This window comes from Acetobacterium sp. K1/6 (assembly GCF_034438075.1).
In the GTDB taxonomy this organism is placed as follows: Bacteria; Bacillota; Clostridia; order Eubacteriales; family Eubacteriaceae; genus Acetobacterium; species Acetobacterium carbinolicum.
In genome coordinates this window covers 1-13,452 of the sequence record NZ_JAXQGA010000035.1, presented here as the reverse complement: position 1 = coordinate 13,452, position 13,452 = coordinate 1, and the positions used below count along the sequence as shown (strand labels likewise).

Annotated in this window: 13 protein-coding genes and 1 pseudogene; 13 read left to right on the top strand and 1 reads right to left on the bottom strand. The window is 41.4% G+C overall.

Annotation, left to right across the window (positions count from 1 at the left end; all coding sequences use genetic code 11):
* The 10 genes and pseudogenes from U2P91_RS17195 to U2P91_RS17155 form a co-directional block, all read left to right on the top strand.
* Positions 1-225 (top strand): type IV toxin-antitoxin system AbiEi family antitoxin domain-containing protein (locus U2P91_RS17195; RefSeq protein ID WP_416173392.1); only part of this gene is annotated, 225 nt, incomplete at its 5' end.
* A pseudogene (locus U2P91_RS17190) lies at positions 222-1,077 on the top strand (nucleotidyl transferase AbiEii/AbiGii toxin family protein). The gene U2P91_RS17195 and the pseudogene U2P91_RS17190, both read left to right, overlap by 4 nt.
* 999 nt (positions 1,078-2,076) lie before the next feature.
* The gene (gene ltrA / locus U2P91_RS17185) at positions 2,077-3,084 is read left to right on the top strand and encodes a group II intron reverse transcriptase/maturase (RefSeq protein WP_322520066.1); all 1,008 of its coding nucleotides are present in this window, start codon (positions 2,077-2,079) and stop codon (positions 3,082-3,084) included.
* A 6-nt stretch (positions 3,085-3,090) separates the two neighbouring features.
* Complete coding sequence (locus U2P91_RS17180) at positions 3,091-3,297, top strand: group II intron maturase-specific domain-containing protein (protein WP_322520065.1); 207 nt, start codon at positions 3,091-3,093, stop codon at positions 3,295-3,297.
* 404 nt (positions 3,298-3,701) lie between these two features.
* Complete coding sequence (locus U2P91_RS17175) at positions 3,702-3,851, top strand: hypothetical protein (RefSeq protein WP_162624555.1); 150 nt, start codon at positions 3,702-3,704, stop codon at positions 3,849-3,851.
* Positions 3,852-7,901, top strand: coding sequence for a leucine-rich repeat protein (locus tag U2P91_RS17170; RefSeq protein WP_111889318.1), 4,050 nt, complete (start codon positions 3,852-3,854; stop codon positions 7,899-7,901).
* Between the two features lie 6 nt (positions 7,902-7,907).
* Entirely contained in the window at positions 7,908-8,396 is a 489-nt protein-coding gene (locus tag U2P91_RS17165) for a hypothetical protein (RefSeq protein ID WP_111889319.1), read from the top strand.
* Entirely contained in the window at positions 8,389-8,589 is a 201-nt protein-coding gene (locus U2P91_RS18000; protein ID WP_416173391.1) for a site-specific integrase, read from the top strand. Before U2P91_RS17165 ends, U2P91_RS18000 begins: the two co-directional genes overlap by 8 nt.
* Positions 8,590-8,607: 18 nt before the next feature.
* Positions 8,608-9,450: a tyrosine-type recombinase/integrase gene (locus tag U2P91_RS17160; protein WP_111889320.1), complete on the top strand. Its 843-nt coding sequence runs from the start codon at positions 8,608-8,610 to the stop codon at positions 9,448-9,450.
* Positions 9,451-9,624: 174 nt separating this feature from the next.
* Positions 9,625-9,915 carry a hypothetical protein gene (locus U2P91_RS17155; protein ID WP_162624556.1) on the top strand — a complete coding sequence of 97 codons (291 nt, stop codon included), beginning with the start codon at positions 9,625-9,627 and terminating at the stop codon, positions 9,913-9,915.
* A gap of 326 nt (positions 9,916-10,241) precedes the next feature.
* Here the strand turns inward: U2P91_RS17155 and U2P91_RS17150 are convergent, their stop codons facing one another.
* On the bottom strand, positions 10,242-11,153 hold the full coding sequence (locus U2P91_RS17150; protein ID WP_111889322.1) for an AraC family transcriptional regulator: 912 nt from the start codon (positions 11,151-11,153) through the stop codon (positions 10,242-10,244).
* A gap of 125 nt (positions 11,154-11,278) precedes the next feature.
* Here U2P91_RS17150 and U2P91_RS17145 point away from each other — a divergent pair, with 125 nt between their 5' ends.
* From U2P91_RS17145 to U2P91_RS17135, 3 genes are all read left to right on the top strand, one after another.
* A complete protein-coding gene (locus U2P91_RS17145) occupies positions 11,279-11,551 on the top strand; it encodes a hypothetical protein (RefSeq protein ID WP_111889323.1) in 273 nt (90 codons plus the stop codon).
* A gap of 188 nt (positions 11,552-11,739) precedes the next feature.
* Positions 11,740-11,913, top strand: coding sequence for a transposase (locus U2P91_RS17140; protein ID WP_256372227.1), 174 nt, complete (start codon positions 11,740-11,742; stop codon positions 11,911-11,913).
* Positions 11,914-12,140: 227 nt separating this feature from the next.
* The gene (locus U2P91_RS17135; protein WP_242988530.1) at positions 12,141-12,809 is read left to right on the top strand and encodes a Fic family protein; all 669 of its coding nucleotides are present in this window, start codon (positions 12,141-12,143) and stop codon (positions 12,807-12,809) included.
* The last annotated feature ends 643 nt before the right edge of the window (positions 12,810-13,452 follow it).

Genomic DNA, 13,452 nt, shown 5'->3' with positions numbered 1-13,452 from the left:
ACAACTGCTCAGACGTCCTTTGGACATACGGTTCCGGTTTATGATATGGAAAGAACCATCTGTGATCTGATCCGCAGTCGCAAAGGGGTTGAAATCCAGACCTTTCAAGACGCAATAAAGCAATATGTCCGATGCAAAGATAAGAATTTGCGAACATTAATGCAGTATGCATCCCTGTTTCGGGTTGAAAAAATTTTGCGACAATATCTGGAGGTACTATTATGATCAAGACATCAAAACAACTGAAGGATTTGATCCGTAATCTATCAAAAAAAAAAAGCAGCGGATGCCCAGATGCTGATGCGACATTATATGATGGAACGATTTCTGGAGCGAATTTCTCTTTCTGAATATAAAGATCGATTCATTTTGAAGGGGGGAATTCTAGTAACGGCGATGATCGGGTTAAACGCACGATCGACCATGGATTTGGATGCCACGGTAAAAGGAATCAATGTGAAGGCTGATGACGTTGAGCAGATAGTTACTTCGATTGCCTCGGTTCCTTTGGACGATGGTGTATCTTTTTATATCAAGAGCATTGGTGAGATAATGGATGAAGCCGAGTATCCGGGGATCAGGGTTAGTATCGAGACAAAGTTTGATGGCGTGATCACACCATTTAAGGTGGATATTTCCACAGGTGATATTATTACCCCTAAAGAAATTCGGTATCAACTCAAGCTGATGTTGGAAGAACGTGCAATTGATATCTGGGCTTACAATCTGGAGTCGATTCTGGTCGAAAAGTTGGAAACCATTATTTCCCGCAATACCACCAATACCCGCATGAGAGATTTTTATGACATCCACAGCCTGCTTCAATTATATGGTGAAAACATGAATCCTACAGTTTTCAATCAGGCGCTGATGGCAACTGCGAACAAGCGTGGTACAGAGCATTATTTAACCGATATGCTATTGATCGTTGATGAAGTGGAAAATAGCAGTGTCATGGAAAATCTTTGCCTGGCTTATCAAAAGAAATTTTCTTATGCATCGGAAATTACCTGGAAGACAATCATGGAATCCGTCCGCAACTGCATGGGGTTGATCAGAATAGAGGTCAGACATTAGTTATTTAATGGTGCATTCGTTTTCTAAAGTTTAATAAATGAAAGTGGTAATTCATGTACAAGTATAAACATTCGAAAAAAAGAGTAAAACGTGTCGTAAACATGTCGCATATCACACATAAATGTCTATTTTAAGCCATTTACCTACTGTTTCGTAATCAGTAGGTCGGGGGTTTGATTTCCCCCGCTAGCTCCAGTAAGAAATAATATTTAGTTAAAAGAATGGCTTTAATTAGCGATTCTTTTTTATTTTTTTGATTTTACTCTTCACCTAAAAGTATGACCGATTGATAAAAATCTAAAAACTCTGTAAGCGCATAAATACAAGGTGCCACAAAAAATAAAAAAGAACCGGAGCTAACTGGATATTACGGGGTGGCGGGGTTCTTCCGCAAAAACCCGTCTATTAGTAAGCGATTCAGTGTGTCATGAAGGATTCAGGAAAGTGGAAAGGAGGGAAAGTAGAAAATCTGAATTCTTGCTTTATAAGAGATGAGAGCAGGCCTCTCGAAATCAACATTCAGGTGTGGGTTTCAAACCACCTTTGGGTGCTATAACCAAAAGTTATGGTGCTGAGCGCAAACGGAAAAGGCTGAATAATCAGTCAGGTGTGTGCCATGTAGCTGAACGAAAGTGAAGAGACCGAAGAAGCATCGTTAATACTAAAATGCAGTCAAAACCAACCGTTTTGAGACATAGTTGGGATTAATCTAACGGAAACCTGATTACTGGTCAGATGGCTGCCGGTGTATAGCTTCAGGAGCATGGCATAGGCTCTTATAAGGAACAGAATAATCCTGAATGATAATGCTAAGCGAAAAATCCAAGCAGCAAAATGACAAGGATGAAAGTAGCGATGAATCATTCAGGTGCGGAAGAATTCGTAGTAGTGATGAAATTCCTGTAATGGGAAGGGAGCGAAGGGATTCTGTTATCTATACTTCAAAAATAGAACAACCGGAAATGGGAGGATTTTAGGCAAGAAGGAAAGTCGTTTCAAATTTCAAAATATCAAATATTACAGGCCTACAAATGTGTAAAAGCAAATAAAGGGGCAGGTGGGATTGATGGAATCAATTTCGAAAAATATGAAAAAGATCTGAAGAACAATCTTTATAAATTGTGGAACAGAATGTCTTCTGGCAGCTATTTTCAAAAGCCAGTAAAAGGTGCGGAAATACCAAAGAGAAATGGGGAAATGCGGCTATTGGGAATTCCGACGAATGAAGACCGCATTGCACAAATGGTTGTACGGTTGACGTTTGAACCCATCGTAGAACCCATATTCTATGATAACTCGTTTGGTTATCGACCAAACCGTTCTTCAATCAATGCAGTTGCCATAACACGTGAACGCTGTTGGAAAATGCCATGGCTGATTGAGTTTGATATTGTAGGACTTTTTGATAATATTGATCACACAAAGATGATGAAAGCAGTAAAATGGCATACCGATGAAAAGTGGGTCATTCTTTATATTGAGAGATTTCTTAAGGCACCAATAGTGATGAACGATGGAGAATTAAGAGAAAGGTCATTGGGTACATCGCAAGGTGGTGTTATTAGCCCGGTTCTTGCAAATCTGTTTATGCACTATGCATTCGACACATGGATTAGTAGAAAATATCCTCAAAATCCATGGGTGTGTTATGCTGATGATGGTGTCATACACTGTCAAAGCGAACAGGAAGCATTCAATTTGTTGGAATACCTAAAGAAAAGAATGTTAGAGTGCGGTTTGGAAATCCATCCGTATAAAACGAAAATAGTTTACGGCCGAAGTGATCGTTATAATAAACGATATGAAAATGAATCGTTTGATTTTCTGGGTTATACGTTTAGAAGAAGATCTGTCAAAAGCAAAAATGGAAATTTCTTCAATGCCTTTTCTCCAGCGGTAAGTAAAAGTTCTGCGCAGAACTTCAGAGATAAAATCCGAAAAATAAGAAAATCATGCAAAACAAGTTCACTGGAATCACTGGCTGAAAAGTTAAATTCGATTATTTGAGGATGGATGAATTATTTCACAAAATTCTGTTCCAGAGAAGCACGAAAAGAAATTGATTATGTAAATAAGACACTCGTACAGTGGTTAAAGAGAAAATATAAAACAGTCAAGAAAAGCAAAAGAAAAGCCTGGCGAATGTTAGTGCATTTAGCCAATTCAAAAACTAAACTCTTTTATCATTGGGAGGAGGGTATCAAACCAACGATTGGATAACAAGAGCCGTATGACGCGAGAGTGTCACGTACGGTTCTGTGAGAGACTTGGGGTGAAATCCCCCTTGCCTACTCGACAAAGAGGGCGTAGTGTAAAACAGGTCGAATTATTGTAGACTAACCTGAAAGAACGAACGTTCAGGAGGTTAAGGATACAATGGACGAAACAAAATAATGCTATGGTGTCATTTCAGAAAATCACTAACAATAAAAGTCGGTAATAACGGTCATTAAATGCGGATCAAAAATATTGTCAGTAAAATTGACATATTAAATATTCATATGTTAATCTATAAACATAGGTATCTTTGCGTTCAGGATATGGAATTTGAGAAGTTAAAATAGGTTGTTTGAATTCGATGATTTCATACAAATGCCAAAATTTAAGTGATTGGAGAAATTCTCATGAACAACAAACGATTCTATTGGTGCGTCTTTTTTGCAGTATTTATTTTATCGATGCCGGTAACTGTTTTGGCGGTTGAAAACCCGGTGGCTGTTACCTACCGGGGGCACGTTCAGGATGTTGGTGATGTCCCGGTTGATGGCAGCTGAGTGGAGGGTCCGGAAATCATCGGAACCGTCGGTCAGTCCAAACGGATTGAGGGCTTTGAAATCAAACTGACCGGGGAAATACCGTCCGGTCTAGAGCTTCGCTATAATGTTCACGTCCAGAACAAGGGTTGGCTTTATGATGTAAACGATACCACGTCCTGGCCGAAAGATGGGGAATACGCCGGCACTCGGGGGGAAAGCCTCCGGATTGAAGCCATTAAAATCATCCTGGCCGATGCTGACGGTCAATCGGTTTCCGGTTACAGCGTTTTATACCGGGGCCATGTTCAGAATATCGGGGATCTGCCGGAAGATGCAAGCCAGTGGATTAAGGATGGTGAGCAACTCGGTACTGTCGGAAGTTCCCTGCGGCTGGAAGCCCTGATGGTGAAAGTTGAGAAAAACGTAATCGAACCGGTGGTTTATGACACAGCTGGCACTTATGGGCAGGAAACAGAAACCCAGAGTATCGAGGGCGATGTGAAAATTTGCGCTGATGGGGTGATCCTCCAGAATCTCTTAATTCAGGGGGATTTGACCATTAGCGAAGCTGTTGGGGATGGTGATGTTACCCTGAATAACGTAACGGTAGAAGGTGACACCGTGGTTCGCGGCTGTGGTATCAATAGCATTCATATCAATGGGGGCAGTTACAAAAAAATTACCGTGGAGACAACCCCCACTGGACAGGTGCGGATTGTCGCCCTTGATCTGAACGGCCTGGAAGTGGTGATCTCCGAAGATGCTGAAGGACAGGTGGTGCTTCTGGAAGGTCAATTTGACAGTGTGACAGCGAATGCCCCCAATATGAAATTGACCACCCAGGGGAAGGACACGTCCATCGGCAATCTGACGGTGGGAAGTGACGCAGCGGGATGCACAGTGACCCTGAATAGCGGAACAACAGTGGATGACCTGGTACTGGATGGAACGGCTGCGGTGAAAGGCGAGGGGAAAGTACATCGAGCAGAAGTCAATGCCGATGGGGTTATCTTTGAAAAAGCCCCGGATTCCCATACCGTGGACCCGGAAGTGGTTATCCCACCGGTGATTCCGTCAACGGATGGCGGTGGTGGCGTCGTCGTTCCGGTTGCGGTCACGGGGGTGAGTTTGAACAAAACCGTTGCCACTGTCAATAAAGATGGTGCAGAAACCCTGACGGAGACAGTCGCACCGGCTAATGCTGCTAATAAGGCAGTCAGCTGGAGCTCAGATAATGAGAGCATTGCTACCGTGGATACGGATGGCAAGGTGACTGGTGTTGCTGAGGGCATGGCGATCATTACGGTTACCACCGCTGATGGTAATAAAACCGCAACCTGTACTGTCACAGTAAAAGACCTGAATCCGGCAATAACCGGCGTGACCCGGCCTGTTTATGAGGCAATAGCGGAGGCTGCCATTGATGAAACCGCTCAATATTCGGGAACCATTCAGTGGCGCGTAAAAGATGGGGACTCGCTGGCAGCTGGAGGTGCCTTTGCAGCATCAACGACCTATGTAGCTACCATCACCCTGACTTTGAAAGCCCCCTATACCACAGCGGATATCTCGGCGGATTTCTTTACAGTGACAGAGGCAACAGTCAGCAATGCGGCTAATTCGCTGGAAGTAATCGCGGAGTTCCCGGCAACCGGTGACGCTCCTCTGGTTTCAGTCACCGGGGTGAGTCTCAACAAAACTAATCTCACACTTAATAAAGCTGGAGAAGAAACACTGACAGCGACGGTCGCACCGGCTAATGCAACGAATCCGGCAGTCAACTGGAGCTCAAATAATGAGAGTGTTGCCACGGTGGATACCGCTGGCAAGGTGACCGGTGTTGCCGAAGGCACGGCGATCATTACTGTTATGACTGCTGATGGTGGAAAAACGGCGACATGTAACGTCACGGTTAAAGATCTGAAAGCGGATATTGCGGGCGTGAACCAGCCTTATTATGGGGCAACAGCAGATTCCATCATTGATGAGACGGCCCAATATACCGGAACGATTGCATGGCGTGTAAAAGATGGATCGGCTGTTACAGCAGGTACCTCCTTTGCGGCCTCAACGACCTATGTGGCCACCATCACCTTGACCTTGAAAGACCCCTATACCACAGCAGACATTACAGCGAATTTCTTTACGGTGGCAGGGGCAACAAGCGTCAGTAATGCCGCCAATTCACCAGTTATTACCGCGGAGTTCCCATCAACCGGAGTATTTCAAATTAATGGTGCAGGCATGATCACTGCCTACGCTGGAGCTGGTGGCGATGTGACTATTCCGGAGACAGTGGGGGGAATTGAAGTAACTGGTATTGGCGTCAATGTATTCAGGTCAAAAACCGCCCTGACAAAGATTAGCATTCCGGCTAGTGTCACGTCGATTGGTGACAGTGCGTTTAGAGCATGCAGTGAATTGACTACGGTAACCTTTGCCGAAAATGCGGCGCTGACAACCATTGATGGCGGGGCCTTTTATGAATGTGCGAAATTGGGATCTATCACGATTCCCGCAAATGTACTGACGGTTGGAAATAGTGCCTTCAGGGCGTGTCCGGCATTGGCCACGGTGACTTTCGCCGGGTCTGCAGTTCAAACCATTGGTATTCAGGCCTTCGATGGCAGTAAATTATTGACAGCGATTGCCATTCCGGAAGCGGTCACGTCAATTGGCGAAAAGGCATTTTATGATTGTGAGCAGTTGGCCACAGTAACCTTTGCCGCAAATTCGTCACTGCAAACGATTGGCAATCAGGGCTTTGCCGAATGCAGTGCGTTGCCCGGGATGGCTGTCCCTGCTAGTGTCACGACGATTGGCAATAATGCCTTTCAAAATTGTACAAGTTTGACTACGGTGACTTTTGCTGCGAATTCAGTGCTGGCAACCATTAGTCCAGCGACCTTTATTGGCTGTAGTGCGCTGACAGGGATTACCATTCCCGAAACGGTTACAACCATTGGTAAAAATGCCTTTCAAAACTGTACAAACCTAGCGACGGTGACCTTTGCTGGTACATCGAGGCTCTCAGCGATTGAAATCGAGACTTTTGACGATTGTACATCATTGACAGGGATTACCATCCCTGCCAGTGTGACAGCGATTAAGGATAATGCTTTTTATAATTGCACAGGGCTGACTACGGTAAGCTTTGCCGGAACGCCAACACTTACAACCATTGGAAGAGAGTCTTTTTATAACTGTATAGCGCTGACTGGGATTGAAATCCCTCAAAGCGTGTCTTCGTTTGGGGGTTGGTCCTTCCAAAACTGTACAAATCTGACCACCGTAAGCTTCGCCGGGACGCCAACAATAACAACTTTTGGTAATGGTGCGTTCCGAGATTGTTCGAAATTGGCCACCATCACAATTCCTGAAACCGTCGCAACAATTGGCTTGTATGCGTTCGAGGGGTGTACAGCAGTGGGAACCATCACGATTCCAGAAAAAGTCACGAAAATTGATGACTATGCTTTCCAAAACTGTGCCGGATTGACCACGGTAAGCTTCACCGGGACCTCAACGCTAAACCTCATTGGTCTAAATGCTTTTGAAAATTGTACATCGCTGAGTGCCATGACAATTCCTGAAACGGTTACGACAATTAAATCGCATGCCTTTGACGGATGTACCGTTTTAGAGACGGTGACCTTTGCCGGGACTTCACAGATTACAACCATTGCTGAATACACGTTTAATGACTGCCAAGCGCTGACATCAATTACGATTCCAGCAGCAGTAACATCAACGGGGAATTACGCCTTCCAAAATTGCATCAATTTAACTAACGTGAGCTTTGCCGAGACTGCGACGTTTGCAACTATCGGTGCTGCAACTTTTAAAAACTGTCAAGCGCTCAAAACCATCACCCTGCCAGAATCAGTGACCTTGATTAATGATAACGCCTTTAACCTTTGTACCGGATTGACTATCACATTTAAAGGCAATGCCCCAGCAGTAGGAACTACGCCCATCCCAGCCGATACCGTCATTTACTATTACGACGGTAAGACCGGATTTGATACGGCCTATTGGACAAGTTTTAATCCAATCAGAATTACCTGAGATGATATGTCAATAAAAACGCCCCATGAAGGATGTGAAGCATGGGTATTAGACGGTGGCAAACAGCGAAAGGCTACTCTCTACTCAAATAAGGAGCGCCATATCATCGTGTCCTCGGATTTATTGGAACTTTATCGTCGATATGATAAGCTGGCCGGTACTCGAGAATGGTTCTTTCAGCGAACCGATAGCATCCCTTATGATACCGGGTGGATGACAAAGCACTTCCATCTTTGCTGGGACAAAAGTGGTCTCGTAAAACACGTAAATCCCAGACCGTATGACCTTCGTCACGCTTTTGCCAGTCACAACATCATGCGTTGGGTTGATGAAGGGCGGGATGTCATGTCAATGCTGCCGTATCTCAGCACCTATATGGGGCATTCCAAATTCAGAGACACCCTTTATTATGTGCACATCCTGCCGGAAAGGCTCCGCAAATCTGCCGGAATAGATTGGAGCCAGTTCGATACCATTTTCAGGTACGATGAATAAAATGCGTAAAGTTAAGGATCCTGAATTGTTCTGTTTAATCAAGAAATTCCTTGGCAGTTACCTGCTCTCTATCCGGCAGAGAAGCGATAACACGGCTGACTCATACCGGTATGCATTAAACCTGTACCTTGCATATGTCCAGGAAAAGCATAATAAAGCTCTTTCAGAAGTCCTGTGTTGTGACTTTTCATAAGAAAATATCCACGGATTCATGGAATGGCTGAAAAACGAAAGAAATAACGAATGCACCACTATCAACCAGTGGTTGCCGCATTTACGTACCTTTTGCGAATATCTCCATAAGAATGGAAAAATCGCCTATTCCGACCTTAGTGATATTGCTCTGATTTCGCGAATTAAGGATCAGCGTAAGCAGGAACTGATCTGCCTTAGTATTGAGCAGACAAAGCTTGTCATCAAACAGCCTGACATTATGAAGAAAACCGGCAGGAGGGACAGGTTCTTTATCGCATTGCTTTATGACAGCGGATGCCGAGACCAGGAACTCCTGAATCTCAAGGTGAAAGACTTTGCCATCACAAAGAATAATGATGCTGAAATCCGCATTCTGGGAAAGGGTAAGAAATATCGCGTAACTCCTATCAGTAGCGAGGTAGCAAGGCTGTTTAGGGAATACTGTAAGGATTATCATCCTGATACGGAGGAGTCCCAGGACAGGCTACTTTTCTATACCGTTCGTAATGAACTCACGGCGGAAATGTATGCTGACAATGTCCAACGGTTCATGAAAGTGTATGAAAAATCAGCCCAGTGTGTAGAGCGGACATTGCCACATCTACATCCGCATCTTTTCCGACATAGTCGAGCGTTGCATCTGTACATAGCAGGCGTTCCTTTACCTCTCGTGGCTGAATGGCTTGGTCATTCAAATCAGGAAACGACACTGATTTATTATGCACAGGCCTCTCTGGAGATGAAGAGAAAAGCGGCGTCAAAACTGGCAGATGATGATAAATCTGTTTTCAGGGAAGATATCACTTTCAAATATGCCGATGACGAGAAAATTCTGAAAAAGCTCAGCGGCCTGAAATAAGTTATGCCGACAAATGGATAAGGGGTACTTCCGCATGCTTATGATATGGTATCCCTCATATCCATCCTTAAAAATATCGGCATAATTGAAACATCGGCATAAGGGCGATTGAGGTTTTTTTCAAAGTATGCAAATCCTATCTGAAACTGACAAAATCCTTTAGAGGGCTGTCTTTTGATGCCCAGACAGCCCTATGTTGCCATTGTCTTTACCCGCTACACAATGCTATCACTGGAAAATCGGTTTAACCTTGATGTGCGCAGCATCGGGGAATTGTTCTACTGGACATGTGATGAACTGGCTGATATCACTTATCAGGAGTCTTATCTTCTATTGATTGAGCTGATGTTGAGTATTTGTCAGGATATTCTTCAACTTAGTGAAGAAAAAATGTCTATTCTGCTCGATCAGTTTCTTCAAAATTTACCGGCAATGATAAAAAGTAGTCTCAAACCCTGTGCCTGAATGGATCTTTTTCAGGAAAAGTCCTTTGCATCAACGTTTGAGCGTGTTTTTAATGTGCGAAGTTTGAGTTAGTAATTGAAAAAAAGAGTAAAGCGTGTCGTAAACATGTCGCATATCATATAGAAATGTCTGGAATAAGCCATTTACCTACTGTTTCGTAATCAGTAGGTCGGCGGTTCGATTCCCCCCGCTAGCTCCAGTAAAAAATAATATTTTATTGAAGAATGGCTTTAAATAGCTGTTCTTTTTTATTTATTGATTTTTATATATCAATTTCAAAGGCAGACTGGAGGTAATGTATTCGAAATATTTGGTATTTTTGTAAATCATCTAACCTTTTTTTGTCGTTTCCGATGATCAGATGGTGTAAAATGCATAAATCTTTTAAAAATCTTTGAGAAATAACTTGGGCTGTCAAAGCCAACACGAGTGCATATTTCAGTGATAGGTATATCAGTATCCTCTAGCAAACGTGCTGCCAATGAAATTCGATATTTAAGAAGATATTGTATTGGTGTTATTCCAATGTTTTTTTGAAAGCAACGCAAACATTCCCTCTCGCTGATACCCACAACTTCAGCAATTTGCTGAAGATCCAGTGGTTTCTCATAGTGATGATGCAAAAAATCCAGCATTACCTTAATACGTACTATGTTATGATTTACATTCTGGCTTTGTTGCTTTAAAACTGACACCATGTTTTTAACAATTAAGTACCACATATGTGATAACTTTTCACGAACAATCAGTTCATAGCCAAATTCCTCTTCTTTATAATACTCATAAGCTTCTTGAATACAGTGTACAGCTTGACGTTGCCATTCAATTTCACAATAGAATGGAACACAAGGCAATGTATCGCATACTAATAGCGGACGTACATAACGCTGCAAAAAAACACTTTCTGCTGCACCTGATATTAAGCTTGGATGGAAAACAAATGTATTTAATATACAACCTTCATCACCTGAAATTTGCATTGAATGTAATACATTAGAATTGATAAAAACACCGTCACCTTTCTTTAAGGTAAAATTCATTCCGTTTAGACTCATATTCATAGCACCACTACTTACTACAACAACTTCAACTTCCTCATGCCAATGCCATGGAATATCTCCAGTTACATAATCGCTTATATCACAAAAATAGCATGCACAAGGGAACATTAGTGTACCTCGTATCTTTAATTCATGTTGTTCTCTAGCAATAATCGACTTACAAATTTCTATAGACATTTTAATTCACTCCTTAGTAAATAGGCGGCTTTATTATATTATAAGTCTTTAATATTATTGTTTCAAGCTAAAAGTGGCGATATAATTATGGCATAAAAAGAATTTTGCAAAGTGAGGTGGCTTATATGATAAAGGATGTAACTGATCTTACCTTTTTTAACATTCAGGATTCTCAATGTTTTTTTGATTTGATAAATAGTTGTGTTGAACCTGTTACGTTACGTCTTCAAACCGGTCAAACTAAGGATTTGAGATTCAATTCTCTATTACAAAACTTTTTAACGTGGATGGATATATATGGTGATATTTCTGAGGTGAAATTGCAATGCACTAACGCTCAAGATGTGGAATATCTAATTCAGTTTATGATAGAAAATCGTGAAGCAAAAACTGATTAATATAAATGAAAGTCATTTACCGCAAAAGAAGAATTAGCTAAAGACCGTAAAAAATCTATAATGTTGGCAAGACTATTTGAGTATTCCGACGATTTAGGGTTCTTCCGCAAAAACTCGTCTATTAAACTATTTATAAAACCTGAAGTGATATAATAAAAGCACCAAATAAATTGAAAGGGTGGTAAAAGCTGGAAAAAGATCTCGAAGCAATTGAAAATGTTGTTATCAGTGATTTATCTAATGGATTTGTTGAAGGGGTCAACAACAAACTTAAAATGATAAAACGAACCATGTATGGTCGGTGTGGTCAAAAATTATTGACGGCAAAATTGATATATGATCCACATTCGAAACCCGGATAACGGGTCTTTGCGGAAGAACCTTCTCCAGTCGGAATATACACCGTAATCATGATTGTGTGATTTCGGCAATCCAGGGTAGTGTAAATTATTTTGTGTTTTCGTGATTTTTAGATTAATGAAAAATACAAAAATGAAAAATTCTATTACAAACTATAAATGCTAATCTAAAAGTGAACTACTTTTAAAACAAACGCTCACTTGAAAATGAGCCACTTTGATATTGCAAAATGAATGATTTATCAAAAGAATCTGGTGTTTTTAGAAGTGGTGTTGTTGGTATATTTGCAGGCGATCATCTGGTTCATATGGCTCCACTGGCTAATCAGGTTCCACATTTGATGAAAGATCTGTTTATCTGGGCAAAAGAAGCAGAAGTACATCCATTAATTAAAAGTTGTGTTTTCCATTACGAGTTTGAATTTATTCATCCGTTTGCCGATGGAAATGGACGGATGGGGAGAATGTGGCAAACATTGCTACTTTATAAGTGGAAACCACTATTCGGTTGGCTGCCAATTGAAACACTCATTAGGGAACGTCAGGATGAATATTACAAAGTGCTTGGAGAATGTGATCATCGGGCAGATTCAGGACAGTTTGTTGAATTCTTATTAGAAGCAATTTATAATGCGCTGAATGATGTTTCTAACACCGGACAAGTGACCGATCAAGTAACCGAACAAGTTGAAAGATTACTAAATGTGATCGGCGACAACGCTTATTCTACAAAAGAATTAATGGAATTATTAAGTCTAAAGCATCGACAAACCTTTAGAGATAATTATTTATTACCTGCACTGGAAAAAGGATTGGTTAAAATGACAATTCCAGATAAACCAAATAGTAGCAAACAAAAATATAAGAAAACAATCAGACCGAGTGAGATGGATTTCTAGTGGAAATCATGGGCTCAATTATGTTGATTTTTGATTTTAGGTATCAAATTATTATTTAATTCAGAACTGTTCAATTTTATTTTCAATGATATTATCATACTCACATATCGGGGGGGCGGACATAAAGTTGGACACTACATGAACCCGTAAAGGTGTTAAAGTGTATGTATTCAAAATATCAAAAGACTTGATGTCTAAAGTGATTTATATCAATTGTCACCACAAACCGATACAGGTCGCTATCTCCAGTAAAATGATTAGAGTTTTGAAAAAGGAATGCCTCTAAAAAACCATTATTTTTGTATTTAAATTATTTGCGTCCATTAAATTAGTCACCTTGACATTGGAATGGTAACCCAAGTAAAATAAGGCTCTGAATCGTCGGAATACTCAGGTAGGGGTAGGGTACGCCAAGGGCACAAAAGTATCGAGCCATTTTCTTCTTTCCGATTACGGTTTATGAATAGAGCATTCAGCATGTATACTTTCGTACTAATAATGCTTATAATATTAGTATGAAAGGAAGTGGAATCGTGAAACAATATGAACGGCTGGATAAATTGATGGCCGATCATGACGGCATTGTTCAAACTTCGCAGGTTGTTGCCGAAGGAATTTCCAAACCTGTATTTTATGATTATAT

Bases quoted from the DNA above. Each gene is read 5' to 3' on its own strand.
- U2P91_RS17145 (WP_111889323.1), top strand. From the start codon at position 11,279: ATGATAAAGGATGTAACTGATCTTACCTTTTTTAACATTCAGGATTCT.
- U2P91_RS17135 (WP_242988530.1), top strand. From the start codon at position 12,141: ATGAATGATTTATCAAAAGAATCTGGTGTTTTTAGAAGTGGTGTTGTT.
- U2P91_RS18000 (WP_416173391.1), top strand. From the start codon at position 8,389: ATGAATAAAATGCGTAAAGTTAAGGATCCTGAATTGTTCTGTTTAATC.
- U2P91_RS17160 (WP_111889320.1), top strand. From the start codon at position 8,608: ATGGAATGGCTGAAAAACGAAAGAAATAACGAATGCACCACTATCAAC.
- U2P91_RS17165 (WP_111889319.1), top strand. From the start codon at position 7,908: ATGTCAATAAAAACGCCCCATGAAGGATGTGAAGCATGGGTATTAGAC.
- U2P91_RS17180 (WP_322520065.1), top strand. From the start codon at position 3,091: ATGAATTATTTCACAAAATTCTGTTCCAGAGAAGCACGAAAAGAAATT.
- U2P91_RS17150 (WP_111889322.1), bottom strand. From the start codon at position 11,153: ATGTCTATAGAAATTTGTAAGTCGATTATTGCTAGAGAACAACATGAA.
- U2P91_RS17175 (WP_162624555.1), top strand. From the start codon at position 3,702: ATGAACAACAAACGATTCTATTGGTGCGTCTTTTTTGCAGTATTTATT.